Origin of the sequence: Dyella japonica (genome assembly GCF_040545895.1) — a bacterium.
In the GTDB taxonomy this organism is placed as follows: Bacteria; Pseudomonadota; Gammaproteobacteria; order Xanthomonadales; family Rhodanobacteraceae; genus Dyella; species Dyella japonica_D.
The window spans coordinates 32,115-52,727 of sequence record NZ_JBEPMU010000009.1 but is presented as its reverse complement, the minus strand read 5'-3'; the positions used below and the strand labels follow the sequence as shown (position 1 = coordinate 52,727).

The 20,613-nt window shown below is 60.5% G+C and carries 18 protein-coding genes; all 18 read right to left on the bottom strand.

Translation table 11 applies throughout. The features are described from left to right. Window positions 1–5 precede the first annotated feature (5 nt). The 18 genes from ABIC75_RS22305 to tssE all read right to left on the bottom strand — a co-directional run bounded on the left by ABIC75_RS22305 (window position 6) and on the right by tssE (window position 20,612). Complete coding sequence (locus ABIC75_RS22305) at window positions 6–953, bottom strand: DUF4123 domain-containing protein (RefSeq protein ID WP_354016099.1); 948 nt, start codon at window positions 951–953, stop codon at window positions 6–8. After that, window positions 950–2,461, bottom strand: coding sequence for a type VI secretion system Vgr family protein (locus ABIC75_RS22300; RefSeq protein ID WP_354016098.1), 1,512 nt, complete (start codon window positions 2,459–2,461; stop codon window positions 950–952). Before ABIC75_RS22300 ends, ABIC75_RS22305 begins: the two co-directional genes overlap by 4 nt. A 31-nt stretch (window positions 2,462–2,492) precedes the next feature. Continuing rightward, window positions 2,493–2,747: a PAAR domain-containing protein gene (locus ABIC75_RS22295; RefSeq protein WP_354016097.1), complete on the bottom strand. Its 255-nt coding sequence runs from the start codon at window positions 2,745–2,747 to the stop codon at window positions 2,493–2,495. Window positions 2,748–2,876: 129 nt separating this feature from the next. Next, window positions 2,877–3,683: a DUF6708 domain-containing protein gene (locus ABIC75_RS22290; RefSeq protein WP_354016096.1), complete on the bottom strand. Its 807-nt coding sequence runs from the start codon at window positions 3,681–3,683 to the stop codon at window positions 2,877–2,879. Continuing rightward, the gene (locus ABIC75_RS22285) at window positions 3,683–3,880 is read right to left on the bottom strand and encodes a hypothetical protein (RefSeq protein ID WP_354016095.1); all 198 of its coding nucleotides are present in this window, start codon (window positions 3,878–3,880) and stop codon (window positions 3,683–3,685) included. The genes ABIC75_RS22290 and ABIC75_RS22285 overlap by 1 nt, the downstream gene beginning before the upstream one ends. An 18-nt stretch (window positions 3,881–3,898) precedes the next feature. Then, window positions 3,899–4,693 (bottom strand): DUF6708 domain-containing protein, encoded by a 795-nt coding sequence (locus tag ABIC75_RS22280; RefSeq protein ID WP_354016094.1) that lies wholly within the window; start codon window positions 4,691–4,693, stop codon window positions 3,899–3,901. 80 nt (window positions 4,694–4,773) lie between these two features. Then, window positions 4,774–5,577 carry a DUF6708 domain-containing protein gene (locus ABIC75_RS22275; RefSeq protein WP_354016093.1) on the bottom strand — a complete coding sequence of 268 codons (804 nt, stop codon included), beginning with the start codon at window positions 5,575–5,577 and terminating at the stop codon, window positions 4,774–4,776. Continuing rightward, a complete protein-coding gene (locus tag ABIC75_RS22270) occupies window positions 5,577–8,795 on the bottom strand; it encodes a T6SS effector BTH_I2691 family protein (protein WP_354016092.1) in 3,219 nt (1,072 codons plus the stop codon). Before ABIC75_RS22270 ends, ABIC75_RS22275 begins: the two co-directional genes overlap by 1 nt. Further along, the gene (locus tag ABIC75_RS22265) at window positions 8,792–9,733 is read right to left on the bottom strand and encodes a hypothetical protein (RefSeq protein WP_354016091.1); all 942 of its coding nucleotides are present in this window, start codon (window positions 9,731–9,733) and stop codon (window positions 8,792–8,794) included. Before ABIC75_RS22265 ends, ABIC75_RS22270 begins: the two co-directional genes overlap by 4 nt. Further along, the gene (locus tag ABIC75_RS22260; RefSeq protein WP_354016090.1) at window positions 9,730–11,814 is read right to left on the bottom strand and encodes a type VI secretion system Vgr family protein; all 2,085 of its coding nucleotides are present in this window, start codon (window positions 11,812–11,814) and stop codon (window positions 9,730–9,732) included. The genes ABIC75_RS22265 and ABIC75_RS22260 overlap by 4 nt, the downstream gene beginning before the upstream one ends. Window positions 11,815–11,910: 96 nt before the next feature. Beyond that, window positions 11,911–12,429 carry an Hcp family type VI secretion system effector gene (locus ABIC75_RS22255; protein WP_354016089.1) on the bottom strand — a complete coding sequence of 173 codons (519 nt, stop codon included), beginning with the start codon at window positions 12,427–12,429 and terminating at the stop codon, window positions 11,911–11,913. 359 nt (window positions 12,430–12,788) lie between these two features. Further along, window positions 12,789–13,613: a type IVB secretion system protein IcmH/DotU gene (gene icmH / locus ABIC75_RS22250; RefSeq protein ID WP_354016088.1), complete on the bottom strand. Its 825-nt coding sequence runs from the start codon at window positions 13,611–13,613 to the stop codon at window positions 12,789–12,791. A gap of 1 nt (window position 13,614) precedes the next feature. Continuing rightward, window positions 13,615–14,952: a type VI secretion system baseplate subunit TssK gene (tssK, locus tag ABIC75_RS22245; RefSeq protein WP_354016087.1), complete on the bottom strand. Its 1,338-nt coding sequence runs from the start codon at window positions 14,950–14,952 to the stop codon at window positions 13,615–13,617. After that, a complete protein-coding gene (gene tssJ, locus ABIC75_RS22240) occupies window positions 14,949–16,028 on the bottom strand; it encodes a type VI secretion system lipoprotein TssJ (RefSeq protein ID WP_354016086.1) in 1,080 nt (359 codons plus the stop codon). The genes tssK and tssJ overlap by 4 nt, the downstream gene beginning before the upstream one ends. 35 nt (window positions 16,029–16,063) lie before the next feature. Continuing rightward, the gene (tagH, locus tag ABIC75_RS22235) at window positions 16,064–17,413 is read right to left on the bottom strand and encodes a type VI secretion system-associated FHA domain protein TagH (protein WP_354016085.1); all 1,350 of its coding nucleotides are present in this window, start codon (window positions 17,411–17,413) and stop codon (window positions 16,064–16,066) included. Then, the gene (gene tssG / locus ABIC75_RS22230; RefSeq protein ID WP_354016084.1) at window positions 17,410–18,387 is read right to left on the bottom strand and encodes a type VI secretion system baseplate subunit TssG; all 978 of its coding nucleotides are present in this window, start codon (window positions 18,385–18,387) and stop codon (window positions 17,410–17,412) included. Before tssG ends, tagH begins: the two co-directional genes overlap by 4 nt. A gap of 5 nt (window positions 18,388–18,392) precedes the next feature. Continuing rightward, window positions 18,393–20,162 (bottom strand): type VI secretion system baseplate subunit TssF, encoded by a 1,770-nt coding sequence (gene tssF / locus ABIC75_RS22225; RefSeq protein ID WP_354016083.1) that lies wholly within the window; start codon window positions 20,160–20,162, stop codon window positions 18,393–18,395. A gap of 21 nt (window positions 20,163–20,183) precedes the next feature. After that, the gene (tssE, locus tag ABIC75_RS22220) at window positions 20,184–20,612 is read right to left on the bottom strand and encodes a type VI secretion system baseplate subunit TssE (RefSeq protein ID WP_354016082.1); all 429 of its coding nucleotides are present in this window, start codon (window positions 20,610–20,612) and stop codon (window positions 20,184–20,186) included. Between the last annotated feature and the right edge of the window lies 1 nt (window position 20,613).

The following is a 20,613-nucleotide window of genomic DNA, read 5'->3' as shown; positions in this document are numbered from 1 at the left end:
GCTAGTCATAGGAGGTCCTTTTCGTTCACCAGGGCCGCCACGGCGCGCAGGCGCGCGGCGGGCGATTGGCTGAGGTCGTTAAGCAGGGCTTGCGCCGTAGGGTCGGCCTGCAATGCGGGATGACGCGCGAGCAGGAGAACGCAAGCGCGGAAATCCTCATCGGCATTGATGTTGAGCTTGGCGGCTTCGGCCAGTGTTTCCCGCACATGGCTTTGGGCCTCCGCTGTGCTCAGCATGCCGTAGGTCGGCAGAGCAAGCAGTTCGCTGGCGAGGCCCGCGATGAAATGTTCGCGCACATGGTGGTCAAAAGCCGCCAGTTCATCGGCGCGCAGTTGCAGCCAGTCGAGGCGGGTTTGCGTGGCACCCGGTGTGGTTTGCTCAAGGCGATACCAACGATGCGCCGGACCTCGATTCTCTCGCCACAGCAAGGGGCTCATGGGTCCAAGCCATGCGTGACGATGCTGAGCGTCGAGCGCGTTCAGCCAGGCGGACAGGTGACTGGGCATAAATCCAAACTGGGCTTGCCCCTGATCCGGCATCGTGAAGTGTGTGAGACTCTGTAGATGCTGATGCATGCTGTCCATGGCGCATGCCGCACCGATAAACAGCACACCGGCGACGGGCGCCCAGTGGGCCAACGCATGTTCCAGTAGCGGGGTGTCGCCGGTGGCGTCGACCAGTAGCGGTCCTCGCTCTGGCTCTTCCGTTAAGCCATCCCATAGCCAGCGTCGCATGGCGAGTGGACTGACGGCGCGCACCAGGTCAACCACGCCGGGAGCCGTTGCCGACAGCTCCGAAGCATCCGGTGGGGAGGGTTGGTACGCCCAATCCTCCAGCACCCGTGTATGCAGCAACAGATAGGTGAAGGAGGTGTTCGGAAGATCCTTTATGGATGGATTTGCCCCAAGCATGACGGGTACGCCCGCGTTAGCGGTATCGCTAACAGTCGTCATCCCACACGCCCCTTTTGGCAGGAGCAATCCGGTAGCGGACAACTTCCATCCGCTTGTCTGCCGCATAACCGATCAAGCGGTTTCCCGGAAGACGGCGTTCCCTTCATCGCAAAAGGATTGCCGGCGCCAGCCGCCTGTGACTGAACCGGCCCCTTGAGCTTGATGATGCTGCCTTCGATGGTGACGCCGCTGCTGTCGATGGTGATGGCACCACCCGGTCCCTGGATGACAATGCGGTCGCTGGACTGCAACTGATACCGCTGCGTCTGCCGCTCGATGCTTTGCCCCGCGCTGAGTTTGTGGTGACCCTGCACCGTCTGTTCGACATGGCCGCCCACATCGATGAGGTGGTTGGCGGCGGTCTGGTCTTTCCGGTGATTGCCCACCGTTTCGACACGATCCTTGCCGATACTGACGGTGTGGTTCCGCTCGATGGTGAGAAAGGCATCCTGGCCGATCTGGTGACGGCGATCCTTGCCGATGGTCACCTGCTCATCGTTGCCCACCGTCTCAGTGCGGTCATGGCCGATGCTGATGGTTTCGTCGTGCTCGACGTTTTCTTTGCGGTCGTGGCCGATCTGCGTGGTTTCGTCGTGATTGACGACGATGTTCTGGTCTTTCTGCGCGTGGACGTAGATTTCCTCCTGGTCCTTCTCGTCCTCGAAGCGCAGTTCGTTGAAGCCCTTGCCCTTGTGGGTCTGGCTTTTGATGGTCATGCGCGTCTTATGGCGCGGCAAGTCGTAGGGCGGCGGGTTGGTGGCCGGGTACGTACGGCCCGTGATAATCGGCTGGTCGCAGTCGCCATCCACATAGCTGACGATCACTTCGTGGCCGATGCGCGGGATCGCCATATGGCCCCAGGCGGTACCGGCCCAATTTTGACTCACCCGTATCCAGCACGAGCTGTGCTCGTCGTTCTGGCCCTCGCGATCCCACGGAAACTGCACCTTCACACGGCCGTAGTTGTCCGTGAAGATTTCTTCGTTCTTGGGACCGACGACGGTGGCCATCTGCGGCCCATCGATGCGCGGCTTGGGATAGAGCGATGCTTTCCACTCGACGCGATCGGGGATGATCTGGGCTTCGTAGTGGTAGTGCGTGCCGGCCGTGGCGTCGGCGCTGTCTTCCTCCTGGCTGGTGCTTTGGGTGCCGGTGTGCACCATGCGCACGGTGCGCCAGCCGGTGTTCCAATCCTCGCGCGGATGGCCGTCCAGGTCGAAGGCGAGACCGGGAACTAATCGCGCGTCATCGCCTTCGACGGTGGCGAGCCGCGCATCCCGCCGCAGCGCCAGCAGGCGCGTCTGGGTAAAGGGCTTGCCGGCTTCGTCTTGTTTGTAGCGGCCGGGGTAGTCGTAGCGTTCGTAGTCGCGTGCCTGGTGATCGAGGTTGACGCCCTCGCTGCGCTGGGCTTGGCCGTACTGCGGATGCTTGAAGGTGTAATCCTTCTGCGTTTGCGAAGCCGTTTGCACCTGTTCGGTGTACGCGTGTGCACCAGGGATCCGATCCATCACAGGGTGCGGCGCCTGCGATGGCGTGCAATCAGTCAAGCTGCCAGCTGTCATCGCCTTCCACCAAGGTGCCGCCGTGACTGGTCTGGCACCCCACATAGGCAATGCCTTGCCCACCGAACGTGGACGATGAGCCGGTGGTGATAACGGCACCGCAACTGATGTGGTCGCCAATGCATGCGGCCGCGCGGCCGTTGACGGTGACGCCAGCCGTGCCGGTGGTAACGGTGCCGTCACCGTGGATGGGGCAGGCATGGCGGTTGCCGATAAGAACGATGGCGGGCATACAAAAACTCCTACCTAGTTGCATTGAGGTGTGCCGTACACGCCGTTGTCATAGGCCGAAGAACAACGCATAGGTGTCGAAGCGGCTTATGGATAGGGCAATTCATCGGAACAGTCTGTGTTTTCTCACTTAGATCGGCGCACTGCGTGATTCGATATCCATCTCAGCGGGCCACTCGACCTTAGGCGCCAGGCGTAGCGCGAGGTTGTAAGGCGGCACGTCGTTCATATCACGTGGCTCGGCTTCGCTGGGGCTGAGCCCCTCCCTGCCATGCTGCATGTAATGACAAACGTAAGCCCACACGTTGCTGGTATTGGCAGCGCGTGTACTCAGGTCGAAGCGCTCGATCACTTCGTTGGTGCCGGGCTTGACCACCGCGATAGACACGCCTTCCTTGATGATCAAACCACCATTGGCGGTGGCGCCGCGTACCTTCCATTTTTCGCCACGCAAGTCGTCCCAATCGTAACTGGCGGTGGTGACGTACCAGCGTGTAAACGGGTTCCACCAAACCGAGTGGAACCCGTAGACGTAAACCTTGCGGCGAAGGCGGTTGAAACGAAGCGGAAGGTCTCGGGGTGGGGAGGCGTCTATGCGATAAAAGAGCAGCGTAGACCACACGCAAAATACCGTCATCACGATTTGAATCGACACATAAAGTGCGATTTCAGCAAGGCTATCCCCTAGCATTTCCATGGAAAGTGGCAGCCATACGGCAAATGCGACATAGCCGAAAGTGATGGCTCCCATGAGCCACGCAAACCAGACCATCAGCCCACGCACACTCAATGTATTGCGTGGCAACTCCATGAATATTTCATTGAGGTGCGTTGGCACCAACCAAAGCAGCGTAGGTGCTTCGGCCAATGGCTCATTGGGCCCAGGAAGGTCCTGCTGCCAGCCGGAGCAAGGTGGATTGAGCTTGGGCGACATCATTACGCCAACTCCGTCAGTTCGACAGCGGCAAGGCCACTTTCATCCGTTTTATCCGGCCAGTAGGTGATGGTGAGCGTGACGGATCGAATGCCATTCACAGCGTCCAGCCAGTAGCTTCCGCTTAGCACGGGAGATGCGGCGGATGGTTTACGTTCTTCTTGCAACGTGTAGTCGGGTCGGGCGATGGTGGTTGACATGACGATTGCGTAATCGTGTCATGGCGCGCTACGCGACTCAGCATCCATGCCATCAGGCCACTCGATTTTTGGCGCCCAGCGCAGGATGGGGTCATTACTGATGTCGTTAGCATCCATAGGTGCGTAATCGCTTGGCTTCAACGTCTGCGGCCCCTTCTGCATATATGTGCAGATATAGGCCCAGATGGCCGTTTGCACGGAGCCAGCCAAACGGAAGCGCTCAATGACTTCGTTGGTGCCTGACCTTACCACCGCCAGCGAAACGCCTTCGCTGAATACTGCAGCGCCGTTTAGTGTCGCGCCCCGTTGTTTCCAAGCCTCTGCACGCAGGTCGTCCCAGTTGTAACTACGGGTTGTGGTGGGCCAACGCTCATAGGGGTTCTGAGTCATTTGAACCTGATAAACGTATACCTTGCGGCGCGCACGATTGAAGCGGATCGGTTGATCGGGCGGCAGGGTAAGCGCCGTGCGGAGGCATAGCAGGGCGACGGACACGCCTGCAGTTAGTGCAAGGGCGAGAAATGGAAAGATCAGGGCGCTCTCTTCACGAAAGCCCGTTCTCGCCACATCACTGACCACTTCGGCCAGTGTTGATAGCGCTAGTATCACAGCAATGCACGCACCGCATCCAAACAAAAATAGCATGCTTCGCGATGGCACGAGACGCCTCCGCGATAGCTCCATGTAGACTTCGTCCACATAGTTGGGCGCAGCCCACAGCAGCTCCGGCCCTTCCTCAACGGATTCGTTGGGTCCCGCCAAGTCGCGTTGCCATCCCTTGCATGGCGGGTGTAGCTTGGGCGCAACCATCATGCCAACTCCGTCAGCTCGACGATTGCAACATCATTCTCAAGTGGTCGGCGCGTCGTTGGCATAGTCAAGGTCGGGCATGGTCACGGCGCACTGCGTGATTCGATATCCATCTCAGCGGGCCACTCGACCTTAGGCGCCAGGCGTAGCGCGAGGTTGTAAGGCGGCACGTCGTTCATATCACGTGGCTCGGCTTCGCTGGGGTTGAGCCCCTCCCTGCCATGCTGCATGTAATGACAAACGTAAGCCCACACGTTGCTGGTATTGGCAGCGCGTGTACTCAGGTCGAAGCGCTCAATCACTTCGTTGGTGCCGGGCTTGACCACGGCGATAGACACGCCCTCCTTGATGATCAAAGCGCCATTGGCGGTGGCGCCGCGCACCTTCCATTTCTCGGCACGCAAATCGTCCCAATGGTAACTGGCGGTGGTGACGTACCAGCGCGTAAACGGGTTCCACCAAACCGAGTGAAAGCCGTAGACGTAGACCTTGCGGCGAAGGCGGTTAAAACGAAGCGGAAGGTCTCGGGGTGGGGAGGCGTCTATGCGATAAAAGACCAGCGTAGACCACACGCCAAATGCGGTCATCACGATTTGAATCGACACATAAAGTGCGATTTCCGCCAAGCTATCCCCAAGCATTTCCATGGAAAGTGGCAGCCAAACGGCAAATGCGACATAGGCGATAGTGGTGAGAGCCATCATCGATGCTCCAACGAGCAAAAAACCTCGGACACTTAACGTGTTACGAGATAGCTGCATATAAACATTATCAAGGCACGTTGGCGTCAACCAAAGCAGCGTAGGTGCTTCGGCCAATGGCTCGTTCGGCCCGGGAAGGTCTTGTTGCCAACCCGCACATGGTGGATTGAGCTTGGGCGACGTCATTACGCCAGCTCCGTCAGCTCGACGATTGCGACGCCATTCTTATCTGTTTTGTCCGGCCAATAGCTAATGATCAGCGTAGCTGCCTTAAACCCATTGTGTGCATCAAGCCAATAGCTACCGCTCAGAACGGGCACCTTACCCGTGGGCTTCTTTTCTTCTTGAAGTGTGTAGTCTGGTCGCGGGATAGCGGTTGGCTCGGCGATACTGCCTTCATCGTTAACCTGCCCTGAGGCGAGCGTTTGCTTGATGATGGTTGGCTCACGCCTGCCATCCTTGCGCAACCCGAATCGGCTTACCTCTAGCGTAAAGCGATAGCGCGACAAGTTGGGATCGAATCCCGGCAGCACGATTCGGTAATTCAACGCCGTACCGGATTCGATACCGCCGGTATTTTTAAGCACTTCGACGTCTGCTGTCGCAAGCGCGGTGCTATCCATCAGACGTTTGGCACTATCGAAGCCCAGCGCAACATCCATGCCGAGCACGGCGGCATTTAAGGCTGCGATGGCGCTGTCCATGATCGCGGCAATGTCTGTTACCTCGACCGGCTTGCCGTCCTTATCGGTTAGCCCCCACTTTCGATGCTTGGGATCGCTACCGAAACAACTGTGCCGCGCCCAAAGTTCCAATGCATCAGATTCGTTGCTTTTTGCGACCTGAACCAGCGTGAACGCTGCGAGTCCTAAGGCAATACCGATACCTAGTGGCCCGAAGAGGACGCCGGCTTCAAGCGCTCCAATGGAACTAAACCATACGCCCCCCAATGAAAGAAAACCTGCTACGGCATAAGCACCAGCAGCCCATCCATCTCCAACCTTTGCGACTCGTACCACAGCACTGATATTCGCCGCCCCATCCGCAATCCCCCCCACCGCCGCAATCACGCCACCCGCCTTCACCAAGGTCATTCCCAGCCCCACCACTTTCGTCAGCGCAGGCGCGTCCGCTGCTCCCGCGCGCAGCACAAATGCTTTCACAGCCTCGGCCGGCACCTTGATCGTTTGGCCTGCCACTTCCGCCGCACCGCCCATCATGCCCACGGACGCGCCATAGAACGCCGCCACAGCCTCGGGGTGGCGTGCGCCGACCTTGGTGTCCAGGTCAGCCAGGCTGCTTTTCAGGCTGTCTTGCAGGAAATACAGGCTGATGAGTGACAGGCCGCCATCCACTCCGCCTACGGACAGGCTTTTCATGCTCGCAAAACTGCGCGATGCAAACGAGCGCGCTGCGCTGGCGCTGACTTTAAAGCCCTTCATGACTTGAGCGACATCGGGCGCGAGGTTCTTGGCGCCGGCCGACACCTCGCGCCACACGGCATTCGCTTCGGCTTTGGCGCCCTGACCAAGGGATTGCCATTGCTTGTGGACTTCTTCGGCGCTACCCCTGACCCATAGGGTGACGTGGATGACCGTTTTGCGCACGACAGGATTTGGAATGGCCAGCAGCCCGCTGAACACCATGGCGCGCACGCGACGCCCTGCGCCTTGCTTAGCCGAGTCGACCATGCCGTGCAGGTTCTCGGAAAGGATGTCGAAGCACTCGCCAATGGCCAACTGCACGTTGACCTGCGTCCACTGTGCGCCGCCGTAAAGCCATGCGCTGCCCTGATGGAGCGCGTCCAGCGCCGCTTTGACGCCGGCACTCAACTGCTTATCTAACCGGTTGGCCGCATCGTGCATGGCGGCCATCAGGTGATCGGCCGCTGTGACGGTGACATGCTCGCGCCAATTGGCGATGCCTTCACTGCCCACTACGCCTTTGAGCGTGTCGTAATATTTCTTGCCGGCATCATTGGGCATGGCGCCTGCGCCAAACAACGGTGTTAATGCTGTGATGAGGTCCGTGTGTTGACCTTGTAGGGCGATGTACGCCGGGCTTTTGGGGTCGCTCAACAATTGCTGCCATACCTTGCCACTAGGGCCAAGCACTTCGCCGCTCGTTTTCTCACCAGGCTTGGCAGGCGGCGGTGGTGCATCAGTGATACCGCCAGCTAGACAGTCCGACACCATTTGAAGGCGGCACGACAAGGAGCGCGGTGTCGCGTCGGCATAGTCCAGTTCGACAATGCGGCGCCAGTCGGGGCTGGCGATAATGACGGCGGCCCAATCCTTGGCGTGAGCGTCGATGATCTTTTGGGCGTTGGCGACAGCCTTGTCGTAAGCGTCCTGGAAGCTTTTGCGTGCGGACTCGCTATAGCGTCCTTCTAGTCGCCCGATCGTCTGCTCGGTTTGATAGCGCACAGCATCGGCACGCTCCTTGGCTGGGTCACCAAAGACCGGGGGCGTGCCTGATTCGCTGGGCATGATATCGAGCAGGGGCGTAGGGCTGTCCGGGACGGCATCATCCGCACGTTTGGCGAGCAAGGTGCGAATGCCGAGCAAGCACTGTGAGGTGAGGTGTTGGTAGCGGTTCTTGGGGCCTTCCGCCCAGCGTTGCAGTTGCGTACTTTGCGCGAGACGCAGATTGTTCAACTCACGCACCACACCGACCGGGTCTGGCAGGATGATGCCGGCGACGCCGTTGGTGAGTCCGTACTGCTTTTCAAGGATGCGCAAGTAGTCGCGCATAGCCTGTGCATGTGGCTGGCGTGGATACCAGCCGTGGATGCTGCCGAAATCGTCGATGCCGCTGGTGTATTCGGCCACCTGACCGGCCAGCGGATGGGCATGTTCCAGCGCGAGCGCCTGGGTCTTCGCGGGGTCCGCTTTGAGGGCGGCAAGGTCGACCACGGTAAAGCGCTGGCGATAATCGGCGCGCGGGGTTTTGCCACTCTTGTAGGCATCGAGCACGGACGCCGGCCACGGATCTTGCGCGAAGGCGATCCACGCTTGCTTATGCGCGCGGGTGTCGATGTTCAGAAACGAGGCGCGCAGATCATGGCCGGCGGTGAGGCAGGCCTTGGACAGCGGCTGCGGCTTGGCGCGCGGCATTTCGTAGGGATTGAACTGGCGTAGGTAACCCTCGGGGGTGACCTGGTAGGCCTGCCATTGTTTCTGATCGAGCAACACATAGACGTAACCCTCACGCAGCGTGCGCAAAGACGACTGCACAGCCGGGTTTGTCAGCGTGCCGTGTTGGGCCAAGCCCTTGTGGGCAGGCAGCACGGCTTGCCGCAGCGGAAGGATGGGCAGGCCCTTGCGTTCACAGGCGCGGCATGCGCCCGGAGGCAGCGGGCTGGTTTCCGCGGCAACGGTGCTTAGTGTCTGGCTGGTGCTCATAGCTCATCCCTGTGCGCGTCGAGGTACGCGGCGATGCGTGCCCATGCGTGGTCGTCGTAGCTATCGAAAAGGGTGGATAACGGGGCTTCGCCACGAGCAGTCTGCCTGATGGCGTCGCGGACCTTTGGGTGTTCGGGTAAGTTGGGGTGGATGACCAAGCGGTGCAGCGATAACACCACGATGTCTTGCGTATCCCTTAGCCCCCGCTTGCGTGCATCGCGAATCATACGGAACGCTTCGGAGGCGGCTTGTGGAGGCAGCACGGTATCGCCATGCCAGCGACGGGGTGCGTACGACAGGCGATCGCGCTGAGCGCGGCGCCACGCCGCCAGTACGTGGCTCACCGTGGGCGCCTCGCGTTGCACGTCGTACACCCTCGCCGGCCAGTCCGTCGATGCGTGGTTACTCCCGTTGAACAAGGCGAAACTTCCCCAACTACTGGGATAGAGCCAGTGGCGAACGGGCCATAACCATGCGTCCAGCCCGCCGCGCACGGTGGCGGCCAGTAGTTCAAGTCGGGGGGGCTCGAAAATGGGGATAAACCTTTCCGTGCTGGGTTGTGGTGCGAATTGACAAAGCGATGCCAGATGCGCGGCCATCGACGCTGGTGGCATGGGGCTCGTGAGCCAGCCGCAGACGTACCGCTTACGGTAGTCGACATCGCTCATGGCGTAAGCGTGTAACGCGGCCAACAGATCGGCATCGGGGACAACACCCGGTGCAGCCAGCATGACAAGTGCAGGGAAGGTCTCGGGGTCGTGGGCAAGGTCCGCACGCGGCACGCGTACGATGGCATCGTCGCCCAAACGCTCCGTGAGCGCAGCGACCCCTAAGGAGTGTGCATCGCCGCACTCGGCCAAAGGGTCCAGTAACACGTAAAGGTAATCAGCGGCGGTACGCTTATCATCGACAAAGGCTTGAACGATGCCGGCATTCATCGGTTCTTTTCCGTGCAGTCGGCCAGTAAGCCTTCAACGACCGAGGCGTGAAACGCCGACCCGTTGGCACCGCCACCCGACTGTTGTATCGGACCTTTCAGCTTGATTTGCACCCCTTCCAGAGTGACGCCGCCGCCATCGATGGTGATGGTGCCGCCCGGCCCGTGGATGACAATGCGGTCGCTGGTCTGCAATTGATACCGCTGCGTCTGCCGTTCGATGCTCTGGCCGGCCGTGAGCTTGTGATGGCCTTGCACAGTCTGCTCCACATGGCCGCCCACATCGATGAGGTGATTGGCGGTGGTCTGGTCCTTGCGGTGATTGCCGACGGTTTCGACGCGATCCTTGCCGACGCTGATCGTGTGGTTCCGCTCGATGGTGAGGACCGCATCCTGGCCGATCTGGTGACGGCGGTCCTTGCCGATGGTCACCTGCTCGTCGTTGCCCACACTTTCGGTGCGGTCATGGCCGATGCTGATGGTTTCGTCGTGCTCGACGTTTTCCTTGCGGTCGTGGCCGACCCGCGTGGTTTCGTCGTGGTTGACGACGATGTTCTGGTCTTTCTGCGCGTGGACGTAGATTTCCTCCTGGTCCTTCTCGTCCTCGAAGCGCAGTTCGTTGAAGCCCTTGCCCTTGTGGGTCTGGCTTTTGATGGTCATGCGCGTCTTGTGGCGCGGCAAGTCGTACGGCGGTGGGTTGGTGGCCGGGTACGTACGCCCCGTAATGATCGGCTGGTCTGGATCGCCATCGACGTAGCTGACGATGACTTCCTGCCCGATGCGCGGGATGGCCATATGGCCCCAGGCAGCACCGGCCCAATTTTGGCTCACGCGCATCCAGCAGGAGCTGTGTTCGTCGTTTTGGCCTTCGCGATCCCACGGAAACTGGACCTTCACGCGGCCGTAGTTGTCCGTGAAGATTTCTTCGTTCTTGGGGCCGACCACGGTGGCCATCTGCGGCCCATCGATGCGCGGCTTGGGATAGAGCGGTGCTTTCCACTCGACGCGATCGGGGATGATCTGGGCTTCGAAGTGGTAGTGCGTGCCAACCGTAGCGTCGGCGGCGTCTTCTTCCTGGCTGGTGCTTTGGGTGCCGGTGTGCACCATGCGCACGGTGCGCCAGCCGGTGTTCCAGTCCTCGCGCGGATGGCCGTCCAGGTCGAAGGCGAAACCGGGAACTAATCGCGCATCATCGCCTTCGACGGTGGCGAGTCGCGCATCCCGCCGCAGCGCCAGCAGGCGCGTCTGCGTGAACGGTTTGCCCGCTTCGTCCCGCTTATAGCGCCCCGGGTAGTCGTAGCGCTCGTAGTCGCGTGCCTGATGGTCGAGGTTGTTGCCATCGCTGGTATGGCTTTGACCGTACTGCGGGTGTTTGAAGGTGTAGTCCTTCTGCGTTTGCGAGGCCGTTCTTACTTGCTCGGTATAGCGGAAGGATCGCAGGCAGGGCTCGGCTTGATCACCGCCGGGGGTGGCGTTGTAGGTCACCGGGCCGCCTTGGATGACGCCGTGGGTATAGAGCAGGTCGCCCTGGACCAGCCGGTGGCCCTGGGCGGTGTGGTCGAAGGCGTAGTACAGGCCTTCCTCCGCGCTCAGGCGCTGGAAGAAGTCCAGGTCGGTCTCGCCGGGCTGCACGCAGTACTCACGCGGCAGGTGTTCCTGGGTGAGCGCCTGCTCGGTATCGAGGATGCCGGAGCGCTTGAGCACGGTTTGCAGGATCTGCGGCACCGTTTGCTGCTGGAAGATGCGCCAGTCCGAGCGCAGGCCGGCACGGGCCAGCAGCGGCTCCACCACGGCGCGGTAGCGGGTGCGACGGTGGCCGGTGGTGCCTTGCTCGAAGGAGGACACCACGCCATGCACGTAGCGCACCGCTTCCTCATCGCGCCATAGAGTGAACAGGTAGGGCTGGTCGAGCACGGCGCCGAAGTCCACGGCCGGATCGGCGCTGGCTAAGTCCAGCGTCAGCACGAACGGTTCGGAGAGCGCTTCGCGCAGCTCGAAGCTCACGACATCGAACGCAGGCGGCTGGGTGTTGCCGCTGGGCGTGGCGGCGAAGGTAAAACGTAGATCCGACTGACGCGGCATGGTGCTTCCTTGCGTGCCGATACACGGCGTTCGATGGCTCTTGAACCTGAGGACACCACGACCCGCCGCAGGGCGGGTCGTGGCGATCGCTTACGCTCAGCCTTCCATCGGCTTGCGCCAGTCGTCCGAGGCTTCGGTGCCGGCGATGGTGTGGGTCCAGGTGATCTTGCGGTAGGCCATGGCCACCTTGATCAGCTGGGTGAACTCGGACTTCGTCGTGTCCTGCGCATGCGGCAGCACGGTGTTGATGTCCACGATGGTGGCGTCTTCGAGCTGGGTGGTGAAGAAGTGCTCCTGCTTGCCGTCGACCGACGTGCGGAACCACTGCACTTCGACGGTGGGCAGCATTTCGCCGGAGGCCAGCGACTGGTACATCAGCGGTACGGCCTTGTTGAGTGCGCAGGTGAACACGAACGGCTTGTGCACGCGCTGGCCGGAGGGCTGGCCGCTCTGCGGATCGGTCGGGGTGGTGACGCGGTGTTCGATTTCCTGGACCAGGATCTGGTCCTCGTGGCCTTCCACGTAGACGTTGCCGACGGAGTCGGCGGTGAAGGCGCCCTTGGTGATATTGCCCTGGGTCTTGCCGGTGATGCTGATATAAGCGGGTGTTGGCATGACAAAGTCCTTTGTCGTGAGAGAACGGCCGCGTGGACCGAGAGGGCCATCCGTGGAGATGGCAGGGGTCTATAGGCAATCGCTGTGCCAACGCGTCGAGCAGCTGGCAAAGTGACGCTATATCAAGGCATTACGAGAGAGCTTATGGCACCTCGCAACAGGTGCTTGAGCAGCCAATGCAAAAAAGGCCGATTTTCAAGGGGGAATCGGGCAATGGATTGCCCACCAATCTCCAGGCGATTGATTTTATTGAGAATGAAGCGAGCAATGGATTGCCCGATCGGGCAATGGATTGCCCGCCACCCCGTTTCTCCAAGACTTGCATGGAGCGTTCGGCGATGCCCGCGGGTTTTCCTCATCTATCGCTTGAGCATGGTGTCCAGCGAGCGAAGCACCTCGTTTGTCGTGTGATCAAGGTTCATCGCATACAGCCCGTAAACCACGATCAGCGCGCCAAGCACCGCCAGCCAGGGCGTCCACCAAGGCAGCTGTCGACCCACGTTGTAGCGACGGGCGGCGACATGGTCCTGCGCATCCGTCAACTGCTCGGGCGTCTCTCCTCGCATGTCGCGAAGCACGTCGTGCAGTTTCCGGATAATTCCCTGAAGGGCTTCGGCTTGGTTGTGCTGTACGCCGTATTTTCCCTTGAATCCCAAACAAAGGCACAGGTACTTGAGCTCGAGCACGTCGCGGTACCTTTTCGGATCCATCAACATGCGTGACAGGACGGTAAAGAACTTCTCGCCGCCCCACGTTTCCTGGTGATAGTGGCTAAGCAGGGAGCGTTCCGCCCATGGCGAGTGGGAGCCCCAGGACGTCTGCATGACGGCCTCGTCGACGAACGAGCACAAGGCATAGCGGTAGGCAAGTTGCGTGGCGCCATCGTAGCTCTGCTTGCGTACTTCTTCGTCGATCGAGGCAATCTGGTCGCGTACGTCGCTATACAAGGTTTTGACATCCTCGCACTCATCCATCTGTCGCAGACGGATTACCAGGCCAAACAGCGGGAAGGCTGCATCCACCAGTGGGTTGTAGCCATGGCCCCGCAGCGAAAAGCCCAAGTCCTCATCGTTGTCGATAGAACTGATGGTTTCATAGCTAAGATACCGCTTCCGAGCGATCTCAGCAGGAGGTGTGGCACGCAGAAAGCTGCCGCGATGGCGTGCGGTGTTCGAGGCGGTCATGTCATTCGCTCCGGATGGCCCAGAATTGCAGTTCGAGCTCGGGGAAATCGCCGGCAATGTGGAAGCCGAAGCCAGCGGTGTCGCGCATCATCTGCCAGCTCGGGTGCGTGCGATCGAGTTGGAAGTAGGTAAAGCCAGCATGGAATGGCAGATGACGGGGTGCCACCGGCAGGGGGCTAAGCGGAATTCCCGGCAACTGGAGACTGACGAGTTCGTTCAGTTTCTCCATCGACGCCATCTTCGCTTGCTGCACGAACTGCTGGCGTAGCTTGTCCAGTGGCATGCGCGCGCGCACGGCCAGAATGAAGTCCGCGCTGGCCAGCAAGCCGCGATCCTGCACCGCCGCGGTAAGCAGGCCGTATTGCTGTCGCACGATCGGCAACGAGACTGCGCGCGGCTGCAGCACCGTGCTGAGCGAACGACGCAGGGTTTCTTCCAGCATGCGAAACGATACCCGCAGGCTGTCATGCTGGTAAGCCGGGTACTCTTGGGGGAGCCGGCCTTCGTCGGTGAAGGTCACCAGTTCGCCGCATGCCTGGCTGAAGGCAACATACAGTTGCTCTGGATGCAGGTGGCGCAATCGGGATAAATGCAGAAAGTAGGGATGCAGCCGGTTGAGCACCTGCAGCAGATTGAAGTCGGTGACATCGGCCACGCCCGATTGCCCCGGAGAGCCAATGCGCTCGGCGATGTTTTTGGCACGCTCGCGCATCAGGCCGGCCGTTTCGCCAAGGAATCGCTGGAGTGGCGGAACCGCGTTGAGCGACAGACTGGTGGGATAAAATGCCTCGTCCAGAATCAGGCTACCGTCCGGGCGTCGATCCAGAATGCGGCACAGCGCGATACCGGTGAACGCACTACGGTCGTCGCGCTCCAAGGTGAGCTGAAGGTTGAGGGATGCGACATCCATCGAGACGTAATCGCCTTCCTGGCTATGCGTATCCTTGACCTCTTCGGTACGCGCTGCGTAACGTGTACAGGCATAGGTATCGGGCCATTGGATTTCGAGCACGCCCTCGGATCTCAACGGCAGCGTGAGATAAACCACCTGGTTGGCCGTGGAGGCATCGGTGATGGCCAGCGGCACGGGCGACGCGTGATCGTTGGGGATATCGAACACGCTGCCGTCGGGCATGACGCCGCGTGCACGCACGATGGCGATCTTGCCGAAACTCAAGTACTCCTGGTTGATCTCAAGCTCGCTGAAGCCGTAAAGGTGCTCACTAATGCCGTTGATGCGCTGATTGGCATGGTATTCCAGCGCACGCTGCTGTTGCTGGAAGTGCTGGGGTTTGACGAACAGCCCCTCACTCCAGATGACCGGATTTCTTGTCGTCATGATTTCTTCCTTGGCGGCTGGCGATAGCTCTCATCGACCATGCCGACGTCCATGTTCTGAAACATCACCAGCAGCGAATATTTGTAGCCGCCCGATTCGACGCGCACGACTTGCTTCCAGACCGCGCTGGTCTGGTCATGGAAGCTGGCGAAAACGGCGATATAGCGGGTGTTCTTGTCGATCTTCTTGAACTCGACGTATTTGAACTGGCCCGGCTGGAGCACGTAGTCGTCGTCATCAACGTAGGTACTTCCCAGCGTCTTCTTCAGATCCTTGAGCAGCAGATCGTGATCGGCATTCAGAAAAACCGAATCGTCCTTCAGCTGCAGGATCTTGAAGGCAATCGGCGTGCCCGCCATGGCGGTGTATGCGCTTGCCTGGGTGGAGGACAGGCCGGATGGGCCATCGGCGTACTGTCCAAGGGCGGGGGCTCTGGTGTGCGTCTCGTTACTGGAGCGCAGCGGAACAGGCACCTGCGTTGCCTGCATCACGTCGCTAGGCATGCCCAGTGCTGCCGCTTTCGGCGCAGTGGCGTCCGCTTTTGGCGATGGTGCAGAAACGGCGGGAGCGGTAGCGGGGGAGATACTCGCCACGCCCGAGGCGATCTTGCCGATGCCTGCGGGCACGCCGGGGACGTAAGGGGCAACGGTGGCCGTCGTTGCGGCCGAGCTACGGACAGCCGAGGCTACCGCGGCGGTAGCGGTGGCTGTTGTTGCCGCCGGCGTTGCACGACTCGCCACGCCCGGCGTATCCGGGGCCTGCGTCACCTTCAACGACGTCTGTGGCGCAGGTTTACCGTCTTCCGGCGCTTGCAGATAATCGAGCAACGCCTTCATCTTGTCCGCCAGCTCCGCCTTGCTGGTGCCGCTCAGATTGACGAGGTAAGGGCCTTCGTTCGTCTGGGTATTGACCGTCACCGCGGCCATCTCCGGCGTCTGCATGACAGGGGCGGAGGTATCCGGTGGCAGGGCATCGGGGTTGGGGTTGACGTTCGGCGCCGCGTAGAGGCTCAGCGCCACCTGGGTCGGCGCATCGGCGTCTTTTCGATGAAACATGCTGCAGCTGGCCGCGCTCATGGCGGCCAGCAACAGCGCGGAGGCGCGATACAGCCTCATTGCGCCTCCGCGCGAAGCGCATGATCGTAGGCTTGTTCAAACACTTCCCAGAACAGCTTTTCGAAACCCATCTGCCGCGAAGAGGCCAGCTCGTTGAAATAGTGCGTGTACATCCGCCATGCCCAGTCGTCCGTGTCGGGCGCCGGCGCCGGATCAGGTTGATAGCGCTGGAAACGCTGCAACAACGCGTCCGGCGAGAAGGAGCGAAGCAGCGCATCCAGGCCGGCGCTGATGCCCTGCACGATAGCCTCTTGATGACGCCGTACCTGCGCCAGACTCTCTTCCATCGCCGCCTTGGCCGACAGGTGTACGACGCTGCGTTCGTTGCCGAAGAGCGCGCGCGCGGTATCTTCGTAACTCAGACTGAGCCGCAGTGGATTGTCCTCGATGGGCTGCAACGTCCGACCAAGTAGCGCCAGCCGCTCATCACTCCCCGCGGTCACACGGTACAGCGCAGTGAGTCCCTGCAGGGTTGCCTGCAGCGCCTGGCCGCATTCCAGCAACAGCCGGTAGGCCGTCTGAGCGTCCACCGTACTCAGCGACACACCGAGCCCCTCGAAGAGGGGCGCCACCCATTGGCGTGGATCGCCGCCATTCGACTGCTGCGCAGATATCCAGTGTTGGGCCTTTGTCGCATCCATACGTTGTTGGTTCATGGGCATTTCTCCGAAATGAATAGGGGGCGCACCGGACACTGCCTCGAAGCGAGTGGCGCTCAGGTCCGCCTGTGGTTTGGCTGGCGACAGGCCGTAATGGATGGGATCGAGCGGATCAGGTGTTGGCGGTACCGCTTTGCTTTCGGCGGCATCCAAGGCGTGGAGAGGATCGAGGTCCAAACGACCAGCATCCGGCGTCGACAACGCCTGAAAAGCAGCCAACCCCTCGTGCACGGGGGGCCGCATCGCCGATGCCCGAGACGTCTCGTCGGCTGGGTCGAGCAGATCGCTCCCTTGTTCGCCGAATAGCTCATCCACGCTGGAGGTCGACGGATCACTCGGCGCATCGTCGTTGTCATGAAGATGTACGCTCAGCACATAAGGACCGACGAGCAGCGTGTCGCCTTCGCTAAGGCGCACGCCAACACCTCGCCCGATGGGGGCGTGAGCGCCATTGATATGCGTCTGGCCTGACCTATCCACCGCACAGAAGTGACCGTCTTCCACGCAGATTTCGCAATGGATGGGTTCAATACGATCCTGACGATCCGCGAGAATCCAATTGGCGGCACGACTACCGATCGTGCCGCCCGTGCGGTCAAAACGATGTCGTGGCGTACTGCCATGCTGAAGAGCCTGAGGGTTGCTGACCACGAGCGTCACGTGGCGCGGAACAGCGGTAACGGTCATAGGCGCACCTTGATACGAACACGGGATGACTTGCGCAGGCCCTTTTGATCCACAAAGCTGGTCCAGCCAAGATGGCTGCCGTTGCGTTTGCCAAGGTTGAAGGGCGGCACTTCCTCCTGGCGCAGCCCCAGCTCCAGGTCATAGGCGGAGGGGTCGCGAAGCAGAAAGTCGATCAGCTTGCGCAGACGGTCGAAGTTTTCGCCGCTTGGAAGAAACTGGCGAAAGCGCACCTGATCCAGGTCGGGAATAACGATGGTGAACTTGCTGTGCCGGGTGCGAACTCGGCCACCGATCACGAAGCTGTCGCCCAACATGCCGTTGCGCTTCCCCAGGGAGAGGCGTTGCGTTTCCGGAACGTCCATGTACCGTTGCTCAAACTCCTGGATGCGGACGGCGGTCAGGTCGAAGCAATGCGCAATGATGCCGGCCACCACGGAGGGCGAACGGCTGCGACTGGCGATCAGGCCGGCATAGCTGAGCAGGCGGCTCCACGGAATGGGGGTAGCCCCACGCAACTCCTCGTCATTGAGGCCAATCAGGGCGAAGACGTAACGCGAAAAGCCGTCCTTGGCCTCCTGCTGAAAGCGAACGTAGTAGCGATACTTTCGCCATGCCTGATGCAGCAGCGTCAGCAGGCGGTGATTGAAGAAATCAAGAAACGCCGGGCGGACGCCCACACCTTGGCCATATTCGTAGGCAAGGCGATCCAGGTAATAGCTCGGCAAGGGAGAGTCGGGGCCGTGCAGGCCAAAGAAGCTGGCCTGTACCCGGTAGTCGCTGCGCGCGTCCGCCGGCATGCGTTCGGCAAGGATGATGTCCGACGCAGGAAAACCCAGGCCGGCATAACTGCTCAGACGGATGCGCTGATGCTCCGGCTCGACCGCATCGATCGCCTCAAGATCATCGCTATGCAAGCCGTGCAGCTGCTCCAGCAGGCGAAAGAAGTCATGATTCTTCGCCTTGGCCAGCAGCATGTCGGCTAGATCTGTGGTTGCTTGCCGATCTGCCATGGCCATTGATAGCTTTCGTTGTTGCTGACGTTGATGACGTCGAGTTGATGAAACGAATTGATGCTGGCGTACAGCGCGAAGAAGTGGCTCAACACCGTACCGAAGAGATACAGGTCGCCCTCGCAGGGAAACGCCGACTGATCGAGCTTAAGCTCCGTCCTGAGTCCGCGTATGGGCAATCCCTTCATCAGCACATCGGCAGGCCGCGTCACCGCTTCCTGCACGCCGGCCAGGCGCTTGCGCGTCGCGCGCGCATGCTGGATGTCATGCAGCGCGGCGAAGTCATATGCGCGAACAACCGCCTTCAACGGCTCCGCCGACAGCAAGGACAGGTAATTGAGCGAAAGATTGGAGATCAGGGTCCACAGCAGCTCCCCATCTAGCACGGGGCGATAGGCGGGCGTCGGCGGCGTGATGTTGCTGAAGCTCGCATACGTGGGCGTGGTCTGCGTCGTCAGGCAGATGTCGCCCACGCCAAGCGCCAACGGCAAGTCGCGATTGGTGCAGGTCAGTGACAGGGATACCGTTTCACTCTGGCCGATATAGGCGGTCTCATCGGCACGGACGAAGGCAATCCGATGGACCAGGCCATCATCGTTCACCGCCTGCTCGATACGCGTGCGGTAGTAAAGCGCCGTTCGCCCCTGTGCGTGCTCGATCTCGTGCTGCAGCGACTCAAACGCATGAAAGGTCCGCAGCCGATGTCCCTGCTGGCCATTGGCTTGTCGCTGATAGCTCTCGGCGGCATCGACACTGAAAATCTCGTAGGCCTCGCGGTTGTGACCAGAGGAGGGGACCAGGCGCTGATCGACGGCCTGGCCATCCAGCTGAATCGGCTCGGCATCGCGGGCGAAAAGATTGACGGCCGGCGCGCAGTACAGCGAGACGTCGCTGGTACGCAGCCGAATATCGGCCGGCATCGGTCGCGAGAAATGAAACTCGAGGCGAATGTCGGCAGCGGGCTTGGCGGGCCATGTCGAACGAAGCGCCTTGAGACTGAAGAAGTGAAATCGCCGCGGGAAAATGAAGTACTCCTGCAGGATCCGATAACCGTCAAAGACATTACGCGGATAAGGAAGCAGCGCCTCCTCGGGATGGAATCCCGGAAACGTCACCTGCTGGGGCGCGATCTTGCGGACCTCGCCATCTATCACCAGGTGGATTTCATCCAGGTACTTGGCCAACCAGAGGTAGACCGTCCTGGAAGTGACGTCGTCGCCGCTCAAATGGAAGTCCAGCTGGTCACAGTCGAACGTATGGAGCGCATTGTCTGTGGTCGTCGACAGGTCAATGCGCACGATCGACTTCTCGCGGGTGTGCGCATCGCTGACCTCGCGAAGGCAAAACGGGTATAGCACGACATCCGTACAGGTACGGAATTCGCATTGCACGCCATCCACGGGCCGGGACAGCATGCGCGTTCCCTTAGGAATCTCCTGTCGCTGCGTGATGGCCCGGTCCACCGGGTCGAAACGCACGATCGTGGCGCTAGGCAGCGGCCTCAGATAGTTTGGCCATAACAGTTGCAGCAACGAATGCGTCAGCTCGGGAAAATCATCTTCGATCTTAAGACGCAGTTTGGCCGTGAGAAAAGCAAAGCCCTCGAGCAAACGCTCGACGTCCGGATCGGCCGATTCGTCACCCAGGAATCGCGCCAGCTGCGGATTGTCCTTGGCAAATTCGCGGCCAAGCCGGCGAAGATAGTCCATTTCTTCGCGAAACTTGTGTCGTAACGACATGGGGTTGTGCTTTCCTTTTAGCTAGGCGACGCGTGCCGACTGATCCTGATGACGGATGAGCAGATCGATTTCGACCTGCTCATCGGCGTTGTGAACGCGAACCAGGCAGTCCAGACGGAAATGGAGGTCCAACGGCTGGTCAGGATCGGGGCAGGCCCGTACGCCTATCACCAGCACGCGTGGTTCATACCTGGCCACCAGGCGTTCGATATCGTGACGAACGCGTAACGCCAGGTCCGTGCTTCCGATAGCGGCATCATTGAAGTCGCTCAACCCCAGATCAGGGCTGCTCTGGGAGCAGCCCTGACGGGTGTTGAGCAGCCATTGCAGATGATGCTTGATGGCACGAATCCGTTCGGCCGCCATCTGCTGCCGGGTTCGCATACGCTGAGGCAGTGCATCCGGTTCCAGCCTTTCCCACAGACTTCCCCGTCCCGGTGACCTCGGCATG